The sequence below is a fragment of the Streptomyces sp. NPDC055140 genome, assembly GCF_053607285.1.
On the sequence record NZ_JBSGTG010000002.1, the window covers coordinates 713,061 to 727,907 of the forward strand.

12 protein-coding genes are annotated in these 14,847 nt (G+C 70.5%); 5 read left to right on the top strand and 7 right to left on the bottom strand.

Going from position 1 to position 14,847, the window contains the following annotated elements; translation table 11 throughout:
- The first annotated feature begins 166 nt into the window (after positions 1–166).
- Complete coding sequence (locus tag ACWFR4_RS07005) at positions 167–4,081, top strand: endo-alpha-N-acetylgalactosaminidase family protein (protein WP_453651266.1); 3,915 nt, start codon at positions 167–169, stop codon at positions 4,079–4,081.
- A gap of 80 nt (positions 4,082–4,161) precedes the next feature.
- Here ACWFR4_RS07005 and ACWFR4_RS07010 read toward each other — a convergent pair whose 3' ends face one another.
- Genes ACWFR4_RS07010 through ACWFR4_RS07025 form a run of 4 tightly spaced genes read right to left on the bottom strand, consistent with a single transcriptional unit; the run spans position 4,162 to position 7,738 of the window.
- Positions 4,162–4,995, bottom strand: a complete 834-nt coding sequence (locus ACWFR4_RS07010; protein WP_453651268.1) for an ABC transporter permease — start codon at positions 4,993–4,995, stop codon at positions 4,162–4,164.
- A 3-nt stretch (positions 4,996–4,998) separates the two neighbouring features.
- On the bottom strand, positions 4,999–5,874 hold the full coding sequence (locus ACWFR4_RS07015; protein WP_453455451.1) for an ABC transporter permease: 876 nt from the start codon (positions 5,872–5,874) through the stop codon (positions 4,999–5,001).
- Positions 5,861–6,874 carry an ABC transporter ATP-binding protein gene (locus tag ACWFR4_RS07020; protein WP_453455454.1) on the bottom strand — a complete coding sequence of 338 codons (1,014 nt, stop codon included), beginning with the start codon at positions 6,872–6,874 and terminating at the stop codon, positions 5,861–5,863. Before ACWFR4_RS07020 ends, ACWFR4_RS07015 begins: the two co-directional genes overlap by 14 nt.
- 3 nt (positions 6,875–6,877) lie before the next feature.
- The gene (locus ACWFR4_RS07025; RefSeq protein WP_453455457.1) at positions 6,878–7,738 is read right to left on the bottom strand and encodes a glycosyltransferase family 2 protein; all 861 of its coding nucleotides are present in this window, start codon (positions 7,736–7,738) and stop codon (positions 6,878–6,880) included.
- A gap of 172 nt (positions 7,739–7,910) precedes the next feature.
- Between ACWFR4_RS07025 and ACWFR4_RS07030 the strand changes: the two genes are divergently transcribed.
- A complete protein-coding gene (locus ACWFR4_RS07030) occupies positions 7,911–8,729 on the top strand; it encodes a phytanoyl-CoA dioxygenase family protein (RefSeq protein WP_453651269.1) in 819 nt (272 codons plus the stop codon).
- A gap of 27 nt (positions 8,730–8,756) precedes the next feature.
- Here ACWFR4_RS07030 and ACWFR4_RS07035 read toward each other — a convergent pair whose 3' ends face one another.
- A complete protein-coding gene (locus tag ACWFR4_RS07035) occupies positions 8,757–9,503 on the bottom strand; it encodes an SDR family oxidoreductase (protein WP_453651271.1) in 747 nt (248 codons plus the stop codon).
- A gap of 96 nt (positions 9,504–9,599) precedes the next feature.
- Here ACWFR4_RS07035 and ACWFR4_RS07040 point away from each other — a divergent pair, with 96 nt between their 5' ends.
- Together ACWFR4_RS07040 and ACWFR4_RS07045 are read left to right on the top strand one after the other, a co-directional pair.
- The gene (locus tag ACWFR4_RS07040; protein ID WP_453651272.1) at positions 9,600–10,910 is read left to right on the top strand and encodes an aspartate aminotransferase family protein; all 1,311 of its coding nucleotides are present in this window, start codon (positions 9,600–9,602) and stop codon (positions 10,908–10,910) included.
- 172 nt (positions 10,911–11,082) lie between these two features.
- On the top strand, positions 11,083–12,279 hold the full coding sequence (locus ACWFR4_RS07045) for a DUF3472 domain-containing protein (protein WP_453455465.1): 1,197 nt from the start codon (positions 11,083–11,085) through the stop codon (positions 12,277–12,279).
- A 35-nt stretch (positions 12,280–12,314) separates the two neighbouring features.
- Here the strand turns inward: ACWFR4_RS07045 and ACWFR4_RS07050 are convergent, their stop codons facing one another.
- Both ACWFR4_RS07050 and ACWFR4_RS07055 read right to left on the bottom strand, forming a co-directional pair.
- Positions 12,315–12,635, bottom strand: a complete 321-nt coding sequence (locus ACWFR4_RS07050; RefSeq protein WP_453455468.1) for a hypothetical protein — start codon at positions 12,633–12,635, stop codon at positions 12,315–12,317.
- Positions 12,636–13,110: 475 nt separating this feature from the next.
- The gene (locus ACWFR4_RS07055) at positions 13,111–14,169 is read right to left on the bottom strand and encodes a M4 family metallopeptidase (protein WP_453651274.1); all 1,059 of its coding nucleotides are present in this window, start codon (positions 14,167–14,169) and stop codon (positions 13,111–13,113) included.
- 109 nt (positions 14,170–14,278) lie between these two features.
- Between ACWFR4_RS07055 and ACWFR4_RS07060 the strand changes: the two genes are divergently transcribed.
- Positions 14,279–14,845 carry a GNAT family N-acetyltransferase gene (locus ACWFR4_RS07060; protein ID WP_453651276.1) on the top strand — a complete coding sequence of 189 codons (567 nt, stop codon included), beginning with the start codon at positions 14,279–14,281 and terminating at the stop codon, positions 14,843–14,845.
- Positions 14,846–14,847 lie beyond the last annotated feature (2 nt).

Here is a 14,847-nt window from a genome sequence, read left to right on the forward strand (position 1 = left end):
AACATGGTCACCGCAGTCGCACGCACCGCCCCCGACCTGGGCGAAGCTGCCCTTCTGTGTTTGGACTAACGACCGCTGGTGTTTGGACTTTGGTGGAAATTGCTTCCTAGGGCCCTGGACCGCCCACTAGACAGTGCGTGTTCGCACCGTCGCAGCAGGGAGAGACATGTCCAGATCCCCAGGCAGACGCCGCCTCTCGGGCGCCGTCGGTGTTGCCCTCGCGCTGACCCTGGCGGGTGGTGCCGTCCCGGCCCTCGCCGACTCCGCGCACGACTCCTCCACGGACGCGTCCTCCGCAGACGCCTCCTCCGTCGGAGGCGACGCGGTCGGGGACGGCGTGGCGATCACGTCCGGCGCCCTGTCCGTGAGCGTGGCCAAGGACTTCCCGCGCGTCCTCTCCTACACCGACCGGGCGAGCGGCGCGCGGCTGCTCGGCAGTACGAGCCCGGTCACGGAGGTCACGCTCAACGGCAAGGCGTACGAGGTGGGCCTCAAGGCGGCGCCCGAGGTCACCGCCCACCGGGCCGCGTACACGCTGGTCTTCCCCGATCTGCCCGGCGTCGAGATCGACGCGGCGCTCGACGTCGCGGGCCGGGCCACCACCTTCAAGGTCACCGCCGTGCGTGACACCGAGGCGTTCCGGCTCGGCACGCTCGACATACCGGGCCACGACCTGATCTCGGTGGGCTCCGCGGACGCCGGCGCCGAGACCGCGTTCACCCGGCTCGACACCGACTCGACCCGCACCGCCGACGTGTTCGGCAAGGTCACGGCGTCCACCGCGCCCGAAGCGTCCCCGGTCGGCGCCTCGTACGCGATCGTGAACACCGCCTCGCTCGCGGCGGCCGTCGAGTCCAACTCGACGTACGACAAGCCCGCCGGGGCCACCAACGGCGACAACGCCCGTTTCTGGCACCAGGCCCGCAAGAGTGCCGACGGCAGTGTCCGCGTCGGTGTCTGGTCGGGGCAGTGGACCTACCGCGGTGACGGCGCGCCCGCCCCCGAGAAGGAGCTGCCCTGGGCGAAGGTCGTCGTGACGCCCGACGTCAACGGCGACAAGACGGTGGACTGGCAGGACGGCGCCGTCGCGTTCCACGACATCGGCATCAAGGTCAAGGGCGGCGAGAAGACCCCGGAGCGGGTGATCACCCACATCCCGTACAACTTCGCCAGCCAGGCCACGCACCCCTTCCTGCGCACGCTCGACGACGTGAAGCGGATCTCGCTGTCGACGGACGGGCTCGGCCAGTTGAGCATCCTCAAGGGGTACGCGTCCGAGGGACACGACTCCGCGCACCCCGACTACGGCGGCAACATCAACAAGCGCGCCGGCGGCCTCAAGGACCTCAACAAGCTGCTCAAGGCCGGCAAGAAGTGGGGCTCCACCTTCGGGGTGCACGTGAACGCCACCGAGGCGTACGCGGAGGCGAACGCGTTCGACGACAAGCTGGTGGACAAGTCGAAGCCGGGCTGGAACTGGCTCGGGCAGTCGTACTACATCGACCAGCGCCACGACATCAACAGCGGAAATCTGGCGAGGCGCTTCCAGCAGCTGCGCGACGAGACCGACCCCAATCTGTCGCTCATCTACGTCGACGTCTACTACACACACGGCTGGATCGCGGACCGGACGCTGACGGAGCTGAAGAACCAGGGCTGGGACATGGCCACTGAGTTCGGCAACAAGTTCGAGCGTCAGGCCCTGTGGTCGCACTGGGCCAACGACCTCGACTACGGGCCCAAGACGAACAAGGGCCTCAACTCGAAGATCATCCGTTTCATCCGCAACGGTGAGAAGGACGTCTGGAACGACGACCCGGTGCTCGGCCAGACCGCGCTGGTCGGCTTCGAGGGCTGGACCGGCGAGAACGACTGGAACGACTTCTCCGCCAACGTCTGGGAGCGCAACCTCCCGGCGAAGTTCCTCCAGCACCACCGCATCACCGACTGGGACAAGAACGACGTCACCTTCACCGGCGGCGTCCGCGGCACCGTCACCGACGGCAGGCGCGAGGTGTCCCTCGGCGGCTCCAAGGTGATCGACGGCGACTCCTATCTGCTGCCCTGGAAGTCGGAGGACAGCAAGCGGCAGGACAAGCTCTACCACTGGTCGAAGAAGGGCGGCACCAGCACCTGGACCGTGCCCCGGCCCTTCGCGGGGACACGGCAGTTCACCTTCTACAAGCTGACGGACAACGGCCGCGTCAAGCAGTCCACCGTGACCGCGAAGGACGGCAAGGTCACACTGACCGCGGCCGCCGGACAGCCCTACGTCCTCTACCCGGACCACGCGCCGCAGCAGGCCGACCCCGACTGGGGCCAGGGCGGCAAGGTCAAGGACCCCGGCTTCAACGACATCGCCCTGGCGGACTGGAAGAAGACCGGACCGGTCACCGGCGACCGTGACGCCCTCGGCCACCGCGGGGTGACCCTCGGCGGCGGCAAGGCGGCCGCGATCGAGCAGCGCGTCACCGGCCTCACCCCCGGCAAGGGCTACAGCGCGTCCGTGAACGTCGAGGTCGAGCCCGGTAGGACGCGGCCCACAACCATCGCCGTCGGTGGCGAGAAGCTGACGGTGAACCGTTCGACGGCCAAGAACTACATCGCGGGCGACGAGCGGCACGGCACCTACTACCAGCGGGTCAAGGTCCACTTCACCGCGCCCCGGAACGGCTCCGCGACACTGCGGATCTCGGCGGCGGGCGACGGCGACGCGAAGGTCGGCCTCGACGACGTACGGATCGTGGAGAACGACCCCGCGACGAAGAAGGGGACGGTCGCCCACGACGACTTCGACGCCGTCGACCAGGGCTGGGGCCCCTTCGTGAAGGGCGAGTCGGGCGGCGAGAACGACCCGCGCACGCACATCGCGCAGAAGCACGCCCCGTACACGCAGGCCGGCTGGAACGGAAAGCTCATCGACGACGTGATCGGTGACGGCGAGTCCCTGAAGTCGCACGAGGAGAACGACGGCCTCGTCTACCGCACCACTCCCGCGTCCGTGCCCTTCGAGGCGGGCCACGCCTACAAGGTGGAGTTCGACTACCAGAACAGCCACGCGGGCGCCTACCAGTGGACCACCGGATACGACACGGTCACCGGCGGTGAGCCGACCGGCGTGACCACCCGCAGGACCGCGCTGCCGCAGCAGCGCACCACCGGCCACTTCAGCGAGCGGGTCGTCGGCGGCTGCGGTGACGTGTGGACCGGCCTCACCAAGGCGGAGAACGCGCCCGAGGGCGCTGACTTCGTCCTCGACAACTTCACCGTCACCGACCTCGGCGCCACCGACGAGCGGACCGCGTGCGCCACGCTCGGTCTCGCCTCGGACAACGCGACGCTCGAGCCCGGCAGCGCGAACAAGGTGACGGCGGCGTTCGCCAACCACGAGGCGACCGCGGCCAAGAACGTCAAGGTGACGCTCGACGTGCCGGAGGGCTGGAAGGCCGAGGCGGCCGGCGCGACGACGTTCGACTCCGTCGCCGCGGGCGCCGAGGCGACGGCGACCTGGAACGTCACCCCGCCGGCGGACGCCGAGTACAAGAGCTACCCGCTCACCGCCAAGGCGTCGTACGAGGCGGGCGGCGACACCAAGTCCCTCACGGACGGCATCTCGATCCACACCCTCGCCCCGCCGCCCACCGTGGACACCTGGGTGAGCGACATGGACTGGGTGTCGGCCGACAACGGGTGGGGGCCGCCCGAGAAGGACCTCTCCAACGGCGAGGTCGGCTCGGGCGACGGGCAGCCGATCAGCATCGGCGGCACGGCCTTCCCGAAGGGCCTCGGCACGCACGCGCCGGCCGACGTGAAGTACTACCTCGGCGGAGGCTGCGAGGCGTTCACCGCCCAGGTGGGTGTCGACGACGCGCAGAAGACCGCGGGCTCGGTGCAGTTCAGTGTCCTGGCGGACGGCAAGAAGGTCGCCGAGAGCCCGGTCCTGAAGGCGTCGGACAGCGCGTACAAGCTGGACGCCGACGTCTCCGGCGCCAAGTACGTCGAGCTCGTCGTCGGTGACGGCGGCGACGGGAACGGCAACGACCATGCCAGCTGGGGCGGGGCGAAGTGGCTCTGCGGCTGACATGACGCGGTGAAGAACCAAGAACAGGGCCCCGCACGCTTGTGGCGTGCGGGGCCCTTCGCCGTGCCCGTACGGGCCGCTCAGCCCGCGCCCTGGTACCGCCGCAGACCGGCCCGCCAGATCAGCCCGGCCACCGTCAGCGTCGCCGCGCCGCCGAGGAGCAACAGGGCGATACGGCCGAGGAGTTCGAGGCCGCCGGAAGCCAGCGCCAGCGTCGGGTAGTAACTCAGGAGGCCGAAGGGCAGCACGAACGTGAAGACGAACGCGACGGCGGAGTCGTAGAGCGTGAGGGGGAACTTGGCGAGGTCGGCGGTGCTGCCCACCAGGATCGAGACGCTGTTCTGCTCCGCGCCGTCCCAGAACACGAGGCTGTTCGTGGCCAGGTTGAGCGCGCCGACGACGACCACGCCGTTGCAGACCGCGACGACGAGCACGGCGAGGGACCCGGCGCTCACGGCGAAGGCTCCGTGGCGCGCCGCGAGGACGAGGAGCGTCAGGCCGAGAACGACATCGCCCGCGCCGGCCGGGTTCGCCCGCAGGGTGCACAGCTGGAGGAGCGGCGACAGCGGCCGGGTCAGGAACTGGTCGAACTCCCCCTTCACGACCAGGTGTCGCAGCTCCCACACTCCGTCGAAGAGCATCACGCACAGGCCGCGCGGGACGATCGCGAGCGCGTAGGTCACCGACAGCTGCCAGATCGTCCACCCGGCGATGTCCGGGACCTGCCGCAGGATGATCCACACGGTCCCGAACCCGGCGGCGTGCAGACAGAACGCGCCGAGCACGCCGATCACGAAGTCCGCCTTGTACTCCAGCTGCGACTGGAGCCTGATCCGGTACAGCTTGGCCGCGCTCGACAGGTATCTGAGGCTGGGGTGTCTCGGGCTGGGATGTCCCAGGCTGGGGCTCGGCACGGGTCATCCTCCGTTGACGGTCAGGTGGCGGCGCGCCGCCCGCCACAGCCGGACCGTCAGAGCCGACATCACCACGGCCCAGGCGAGTTGGCGTCCGAGGGCGAGCAGGGCGTCGTCACCGGTGAGCCGGCCCAGGTACATCTGCACGGGCGTGGACACGATGGCGCTGAACGGCAGCCACTCGGCGATAACGCGCAGCGGCGCCGGGAAGAGGGCGAGGGGAACCATGCCGCCCGCCATGAAAGTGGTCACGGCCTGCCGCGCCAGGATCAGGCCGTACGCGCTCTCCGTCCAGAAACAGAGCAGGCTGGTGAGGAAGCAGAGCATCGCGTTGACGGCGACCCCGACGGCCAGGGTGAGCAGGAAGAGCAGCGCGGCGGCCGGCGAGTGCGGGGGCAGCGCGTGCAGCAACGCTCCGCCGATGACCGCGGTCCCTGCGAGTGCGCCGGCCATGTGCGGGGTACCGGCGCCGAGGGCCCTGACGAGCTGCATCGCCGGATAGTTCACGGGGCGTACGAGGTCGAGGGCGACCTGGCCGCTGCGGATGTCCCTGTGCATGTGCATCTCGGCCTGGAACGCGAGGAGTTGACCGAGCGCGAAGGAGAGCAGGACGTAGGTGCGCATCTGGTCCCAGGAGTATCCGCCGACGCTGGTGGCGCCGGCGAAGATCGAGCGCCAGAGGTAGTAGAGGACGGCCGCCCAGACGGCGTTGCCCGCGAGGTCGACGAGGACGGCGCGGCGGTGGGCGAGGGCCTGCTGGAGCGAGGCGAGGTAGAGCGAGCGGTAGGGGGCGCGGACGGCGGGGCGTACCGGGTGTACGGGGCACGCGGGGGCGGGGTGTACGGGGCGCGCGGGCTCGGGTGCCCTAGAGAGCGGCATCCACTCCGCCCTCGTACAGGTTCCGGATGATCTCCTCGATGCTGGGCGCGCCGACCTGGATGTCGTCCACGGGGAGGGTGGCGAGTGCCTGGGCGATCACGTCGCGGGTGGCGAGTGTGCTGCGGTCGTAGCCGATCTCGAGGGTGTTGGCGTCTATTTGACGAACCATCACCCGATCGTCGAAGCACCCTTCGAGGGGCACGGCGGTGAGCCGTTCCGCGCCGCTCACGGTGACGGTGCGGCGTGTGCCGTAGCGGGCGAGCATGTCCGCGACCGGCATGTCGAGGAGGATCCGCGCACGGTCGATCAGCACGATGCGGGTGCACAGCGACTCGACGTCGCCGAGGTCGTGCGAGGTGAGCACGACGGTGACGCCGCGCTCGCGGTGCAGGGTGGCGAGGAACTCGCGGAGCCGGGCCTTCACCGAGACGTCGAGGCCGATCGTGGGTTCGTCGAGGAAGAGGACGGGCGGCGCGTGCAGCAGCGAGGCCGCCACGTCGCATCGCACGCGCTGGCCGAGCGAGAGCTGGCGGACGGGCCGCTCCAGGAGGTCCTCGATGCCGAGGAGTGCGATCAGTTCGTCGAGGCGGGAGTCGAACTCCCGCCTCGGGACCAGGTAGATGTCGCCGAGCAGGCGGAACGACTCGCGCACGGGCAGGTCCCACCACAGCTGGGTGCGCTGCCCGAAGACGACGCCGATGTTCCGCGCGTTGGCGACCCGGTCCTCGTGCGGGACGACGCCCGCGACGCGCAGGTGGCCCGAGGTCGGGGTGAGGACGCCGGTGAGCATCTTGACGGTGGTCGACTTGCCGGCGCCGTTCGGGCCGACGTAGGCGACGCTCTCGCCGTGCGCCACGCGCAGGTCGACGGCGTCGACGGCGGTCCTGTCCTCCCACTCGCCGCGGACCAGGTGGCGCAGCGCCCCGCGCATCCCGGGGCGTTTCCTCGCGACGCGGAACCGCTTGGTGAGGGCCCGCGCCTCGATGATGTGCTCGCCCATGGCTCAGCTCACGGCGCCGAAGTCCGCGCTGATGTCCTCGCCGCGCAGGGTCCTCGCCGGGTAGGAGAGGGCGAAGATCGCGTGCGGCGGTCCCCCCTTGAGGTCCTCGTCGACGTTCTCCCCGGCGAGGATCCGGCGGGCCAGACGCTGGCACGAACTGTCGTACACATCAGGGTGGTTGGAGACGATCGCGGCACGCAGCGCGAGGTCGTGGACGCGGTGGCGGGCGAACATGCCGTCGACGCTGGTGCGGTAGTGGAGCAGCGGCTCGGGGACGGTCGTCATATGGCCGCCGTGCTTCCCGACGGCGATCCAGAAGTTCCAGTCCTCGTATGCCGGCATGCCCTCGTGGTAGCCGCCCGCCCGCTGCCACGCGGAGCGGCGGAACATGGCGCAGTACGGCGCCTGGTTCACCGATGTCGACGCGTCGAAGTCGTAGTCCGGGTACTCCCAGATCCGCTCCTCCACACCGAAGGAGCGCAGGTAGGGCCGGGCGACCTCGGCGGTCGGGTCACGGTCCAGGGCGGCGGAGAGCTTCTCCAGGGCGTGCGGCTCGTAGTGGTCGTCCGCGTCGAGGCAGGCGACGTAGCGGCCGCGGGCCACGGATATGCCGAGGTTACGGGCGCGCCCGAGGCCGCCGTTGCGGGTGAACACGAGGGTCACGGCCAGCTCGGGATGGGTGGCGGCGAAGGTCCGGGCGACGTCGCGCGAGGTGTCCGTGCTGCCGTCGTCGACGATCACCAGCTCCCAGTCGGCCGCCGTCTGGGCCCGGACGCTCTCGAGCGCGCGCGGCAGCAACCGGTCGTAGTTGAAGCAGGTGACGACCACGGAGACGAGTGGGGTGCGGGTTGAGTGCTGCTGCATCTGGCCTTCCTGACCCGGGATGTTGCAGGAACGCACAGCAGTATGCACGAAGCTGCTCGATTGAGAGCCACTGCGTGCAAAAACAAGCAACTATCGCTACGGTTCCTTTCTGTTCGCCGCGCGACCACCTCCCACAACAGGGCACAAAAAGCACCAAGTTGAAGGAAGGCCAATGGGGATCACGGGAATCATGGGAACCGACGCCGCTCTGACCGCGCAGGACCGCAGACAGTTCGAGGAGGAGGGCTATCTGGTCCTCCCGGGCTTCCTGCCCGCCGCACTCTCGGAGCGTGCAAAGGCCGAGGTCGACCACTGGGTGGACTCGGGTGCGCGGCAGCGGTCCATAGCCTCGGCCGTCTCCCCCGGCGTGTACGGGCCGCCTCCCCTGATGGAGCTGGAGATGGAGGCACACGGCCGGATCCTGGCCCATCCGCCGCTGCTCGAAGTCCTCGCCGGGCTGATCGGCGGGCCCTTCGTCTTCCACCACCTGCACAGCGACCGCCGCCCGCCGAACGCGCCCGGCAAGGACTGGCACCACGACTACGAGCTCGGCCCGCGGGCGGAGCGCACCCACACGATGGTCCACGCGCTGCACTACCTCGGCGGGCTCGACGCCTCCGTCGGCGGACTCGCCGTACTGCCCGGCTCGCACCGCGAGATCGCCACCAAGACGGCCCGCGCCCACCTCGGCACATCCGAGCTGCCGGGCGAGGTCTTCATCGGCGAACTGCCGCCCGGCTCCACCGTGTTGATCCATTCGGCCCTGTTCCACACCCGCCGCACGGCTCCCCACGGGGAGAGCCGTGAGCGGTACATGGTCGACAGCTCCTACGCGCGGACGGGCGTCCGCTGGCGGCCCGTGAAGCCGTACTGGCGGCACATGCTCGCCCGCGCCCGGGAGCTCCGGCTCGCGGGCGACGGATGGCCGGAGCTCTTCGCCGAGCACCACTTCACGGAGTACGAGGCCGAGCAGGCCGGGCGTCAGGGATGACGGACCGGACGGGGCGGACAAGAGGCCCTACCCGCGGCCCACGTAGGGCATCGCGCTCGGCATCACCGTGACGGACTGGATGTTCACGTCGACGGGGAGCTCGGCCATGGCGGCGACCATGTCGACGACATGGCGGATGTCCATGGTCGGCTCCACGCGCCGGCTGCCGTCCGCCTGGAGGACGGCGGGCTGGGGGCGGTCGGCGGGGGTCACGTTGCCTATGTCGATCTGCCCGCAGGCGATGCCGTGCTCACGCCCGTCGAGGGAGAGCGAGCGGGTCATACCGGCCACGGCGTGCTTGGCCGCGGTGAACGCGATCGAGTCCGGGCGGGGCACATGCGCAGACGGGGCGCCGTTGTTGATGATGCGGCCGCCGCGCGGGCTCTGCTCCTTCATCATCCGGAACGCCGCCCGGGAACACAGGAACGTACCGGTCGCGATCGAGCCCATGACGCGGTGCCAGTCGTCGGCCTCGACATCCTCCGTGGGGATGTACGGCATCGTCTCGGCGGCGTTGTTGAACAGCAGGTCGACGCGGCCGAACCGCTCGCCCACGGCGGCGAACAAGCGCGTCACGGCCTCCGGGTCGGCGATGTCCGCGACGAACGGGACGGCGCGGTCCGCGTGCCCGCCCGCATCGGCGGCCGTCGCTTCGAGGAGCGCCTTGCGGCGGCCCACGAGGACGACCGACCAGCCCCGCGCCAGGAGCCCGAGGGCGCAGGCCCGACCGATTCCGACGCCGGCGCCGGTGATGACGGCCACCTTCTCGACCATGTCCGTTTTCCCCTCTGCAACATTTCAGGATCTCTCGGGCATGGAGTCTCACTCCCACCGGAATCCCTGTCAACGCCTTGAAAACAGGAGGAATTGATGGCATATCACAAGAGCCGCGAGCTCTTCGAGCGCGCACGAGGGTCGCTCGCGGGCGGCACCAGCTCCTCCTCCCGCATCACCACCACCGGGTCGGAGCCCCATCCGCTGTACATGGAGAGCGGCTCCGGCGCGCGCATCAGGGACGTGGACGGCAACACCTACGTGGACTATCTGCTCGCCTACGGCAGCGCCGTCCTGGGCCACGCGAACCCGCTCCTCACCGACGCCCTCTCGACGGTCCTGGCGAGCGGCACCATGTTCGGCACGTGCAACGTCCCGGAGATCGAACTCGCCGAGAAGATCCGGGAGTCGGTGCCGTGCGCCGACCTCGTGCGCTACGCGAACTCCGGCTCCGAGGCGGTCCAGGGCGCGATACGAGCCGCGCGCGGCTTCACCGGGCGCTCCGTCGTCGTGAAGTTCGAGGGCCACTACCACGGCTGGACCGACACGCTCGCGGTGTCCAGCAAGTCGACACGGGACGAAGTCGGCCCGTACGAGGCGCCGTTCGCGAAGCCGCACTCGCGCGGGATCCCGCAGGGCGTGCTCGACGACGTGGTGATCTGCCCGTGGAACGACGCCGAGGTCCTGCGTGACGTCCTCGACGCGCACCGCGGGCGGATCGCCGCGGTCATCTGCGAGCCGATCGTCGCCAACAACGCCTGCACGATGCCGGTCCCGGGCTACCTGGAGACCCTGCGCGCGGAGTGCACGCGGCGCGGCATCGTGCTGGTCTTCGACGAGGTCTGTACGGGGTTCCGCACCGGACCCGGCGGCGCGCAGGCCCTCTTCGGGGTCGTGCCCGACCTCGCGGTCTACTCCAAGGCGCTCGGCGGCGGGCTGCCCATCTCGGCGTTCGCGGGCTGCCGGGGGATCATGGAGCAGGTCGGCGACAACCGGATCAAGCAGGGCGGCACGTACAACGGTTCACCCCTGTGCGCCACGGCCGCCCTGGTGACGGTCACCCAGCTCGCCGATCCCGTGGTCGCCGGCCGGATCGACGAGGCGGGGCGGCGGGTCATGGAGGCGGCCCTCCGGGCGTCCCGCGACCACGGCGTGCCGTGCGCGGTCCAGGGGGTCGGCGCGATGTTCCAGATCGTGTTCTCGGCGGACGGCGCCCCGACCCGCCACTACCGCGATCTCTTCGCCGCCGATCTGGACCGCTACGAGCGCTTCCGCCACGAGCTGCTGATGCGGGGCATCCACGTCAACGTGTACGGCCTCGCCTGCTGGTTCGTCTCCGCCGCACTCGAGGAGGACGACATCCGACGCACCTGCGAGGCCGTGGACGAGGCGTTCTCGGCACTGTGACGGCCCAGCGCGCTCCCTCTTGCCCCACGCCGCCCGATGGCGCAAGATGTGCCCGGCGCGCGCGATCATGCTCTAAGTCACGCGCTTTCAATCACCTTCGCGCATCATGTCGCGCAGTGCAGCCCGACGCACTCCCTTCACGCATCCACCTCCATCACAGGCAGGGTTTTCGATGACTGGACGCTTCACCCGTTCCCTCAAGCGGCGGTCCGTGCCGCTCCTCGCGGCGCTCGGCCTCGCCGCCGGAGCCGGCCTGGCCTCCGCCCCCGCGGCGAACGCGGACGACACCATCGGCACGACCCCGGGGACGTACACCTACTACTCGTTCCCGTCGGCGGCCGACGGGCTCAGCGAGGTCACCTGGTCCACGACGGTCGAGAAGGACCCCGGCTACAACGCGAACACCTTCTGGAGCCACCAGTTCGGCTTCAACGTCGGCAACGGCGCCTACATCGGGATGCAGCGCAACGGCGGCGACAAGCCGACGTTCCTGTTCTCGGTGTGGGACAGCTTCGAGCGCAAGCCCGGCTCGGAGGGCAGCTACTGCCTCCAGTTCGGCGGCGAGGGCGAGGGCTCCAGCTGCCGCATGAACCACGACTGGGAGGAGGGGCACACCTACACCTCCACGGTCGCCTACGAGGGCGACGGCTGGTTCGGCGCCACCATCCACGACAGGACCACGGGCGAGTCGTTCAAGCTCGGCAGCGTGCAGACGCCGGCCACCGCCATCAAGTCCACGGGCCTGATCGACTGGGTCGAGTACTTCGAGTGGAACGACCCGCGGGCCACCTGTTACGACCAGCCGTACTCGGACGCCCACTTCGGCCTGCCCACCGGCACCGCCGTCGGCGCCGGCGCGGCCGTCAGCTCGGTGACCAAGACGAGGAGCAACCCGCCGTGCGCGGCCGCCGTGGACGCGCGTCCCGACGGAAGCACCAACCAGCGTCTGGCGCTGGGCAATTCGAAGCGCGCCGAGATCTCAGCGCCCGGCGACAAGTGCCTCGCCCCGAGCGGCGCCGCCAAGGACGGCGCGGAGCTCACGCTCGCCGCGTGCAAGAACAACGGTCCCGGCGCCTTCGAGCAGTCCTGGGTCCTCGCGGCCGACGGCACCGTCCGGCTGCCGTCGAACTACTGCCTCACCGCGAGCGACAAGAAGAGCGTGCGCATCGCCGACTGCGCGGGCGACATCGCCACCGGCGGCAAGGTCACCGACCCGGCCAAGCTGTGGAAGTACAACCCGGGCAAGAAGACCCTGGTGAACCAGGCGACCGGGCGTTCCCTCGCCCGCGCGGGCTCCGGCGTGAAGCTCGCGCCGGCCGGGCCGGACACGCAGGGCTGGAACGCGCCGGTGCCGGTAAGCGCCCCGTAGGGCGCCCCGACCAGGATCAGGGCGCCCGCCGACCGTCACCGGTCCAACGAACTCCCGTTCCACGCACCGATGTTGGGCGCCGCTCCCGGCACCACCGGGTTGCCCGCGAAGTCGCGGGTGCCCGCGTCGGCGAGCGGCGCCCCCGCGCCGAGTGCGGGCGATCCGGCACGCAGGGCGTAGGCGGCCGCGGCATCCCCGTATCCCGTGGCCGTGGCCGGACGGGTGAGCAGCGGGTCGGCGGTGGCGCCGCCGGGGTCGGCGGGCGTCGCCCCGATCCCGTACAGGATGTTGTGGGACGCGGTGACGCCGCCGGAGCGCAGCGTGAAGGCCGCCGTGCCGGCGCCTTCCTTCACCACGATGTTGTCGTCGAAGGCGATCTCGTGCCGGCTGGTGGTGTTCTCGTTGACGACGCTCTGGCTGACGCCGTCACCGACGTAGATCGTGTTGTGCAGGAAGCAGACCCCGGAGAACGAGCCGCGGCAGGTCTCGATGCCCCTGAAGTGGTCGTTCTGGCTGTTGTTGGGCGCGCGACGTGAAAGGGGAGGCGGCGGGGGCGGCCGCGAGGGCCGCGACGCCGGCGGTCGCGGCGGCGCAGACAGCGACGAGCGCGGTGCTGACGCGGCTGCGTCTCATGACGTACCTCCGTGAGTGGTTGCGGATGCCGGAGGGGATGGAGTCTCCCGGCGGGACGGCTCAGAGCGTGCCGCCCGTCCGGGCGCGACTCCATGGACTTACGGAGGTGGTTCCTGGACATCCGCTGCCGACCGGCGCCCCTGCGTCATTTCTTTCGCGTGCGCGCGGGGCGACGCCCGGCCGCCGCCCCGCGCCGGCTCACACCCCGGGGATGCCGCGGGCCTGGAACGCCTTGCGCACGGCGTCCGCCGCGCTCTTGCCGTACATCTTCTGCGCAGTCGCGACCGTCGTCAGGGCCGCGTCCTTGAAGCTGGTGTCGGGCGCGAAGCCGAACTGCGCGTCGACGATGACGCGGTCCGCCGTCCGCGCGCCGAGCGCACCCCTGATGTCGAAGAGCGCCTGGGACCAGATCTCACCGTCCGCGTGCACCTCTCCCACCTTGTCGGCGTACGTCTTGCCGGTGTCGAGGCGGCGCAGGCAGTGCGGCGCGGTGGCCGTGTACGAGACAGAGTCCCAGTCCGCAAGACAGGCGAGGTCGGTCTTGTGCGGCCAGCCGTACTTGGCGTCCGCGTAGGCGCCGACGGACGCCGCGAGGTAGTCGCCCCACGCCTCCCCGATGGCCCCGGCCTCCTCGGAGGTGCCGAACCCGGGGACCTGCGCGTTGTGCACGGCGTGCCCGTACTCGTGGACGATGACCTCGGCGTCCTCCGCGTCGTCGACGCCGCCCTTGCCGAAGCGGATCTCGGCCTTCTTGTCGGTGAAGAAGGAGTTGTCGGCGCCCCACTGGTCGATGCGGACCGGCTGCGCGCGGTCGTTGGCGCCGGGCAGTTCGCTGCCGAAGCCGAGGCTCTGCAGGTACTCCTGCGCCTCGTTGACCCAGAAGTAGGCCATGACCTGCTCGAACTGGTCGTCCTGACGGTCGTACGTGCCGGCGTCGGCGACCGAGGCGGCGCCGCCGGTGTTCGATCTCACGGTGACCCACTTGCCCGAGAGGCCGCCGCTCGCGTCGAGGTTCCTCAGCGCGGCCAGGGTGTAGGCGGAGGCGGGCACCGCGGTCGGGGAGTCCTTGGTGTCGGTGAGGGTCTGGTCGCCGGACGACTGGACGGGGTTGACCATGAAGATCCGGCCCCGTGGGCCGACGGCTGCCTGCGGAGCGGTCGTTGCGGAGGCCGGGGCGGCGAGGGTCGCGAGGGCCACGGTGGTGATGGCCGTGGCGAGGAGGCCGCGGGGTGTGCGGCGAGTTGTCCTGCGGGGCATGAACATCCTCCAGGTGCGTCGTGCGCGGGGGGCGGCGTGGCGCGGGCGGATCTTCCCGTATCGCGGACCGCTTTGGCCAGGGTGCGGGGCCCGTGATTGCCTGACGTGCATGAGCAACATCGCTGTGACCACCTGGTCCCTGGAGCAGACCGCTCCCTCCGACCTCCGGCCGGCCGCCGCACCCGGGGGCGGCGACCTCCGTATCGTCCGTGCCGAGGTGCCCTCGCCGGAGTTCAGCCGCTTCCTGTACGCGTCCGTCGGGGGCGACATCCTCTGGACCGACCGCCTGAGCTGGACGTACGCGCGCTGGCAGGAAGTCCTGGCGCGTCCGGGCACCGAGACATGGGTGGCGTACGAGAAGGGGACCCCGGCCGGTTATGTCGAGCTGGAGGCGCAGGACGACGGCGTCGTCGAGGTCGTGTACTTCGGCCTGATCCCCGCCTTCCGGGGCCGCCGCATCGGCGGTCACCTCCTCTCTTACGGAGTGGCCCGCGCCTGGGACCTGGCCGAGCGGTGGCCGGACCGCACGCCGACGAAGCGGGTCTGGCTGCACACGTGCAGCAAGGACGGTGAGCACGCGATGGCCAACTACGAGCGGCGCGGGTTCCGCCTCTTCGACACGAAGGTCGAGGAGGAGCCCGAGTCGGCGACGCCGGGGCCGTGGCCCGGGGCGTAGCC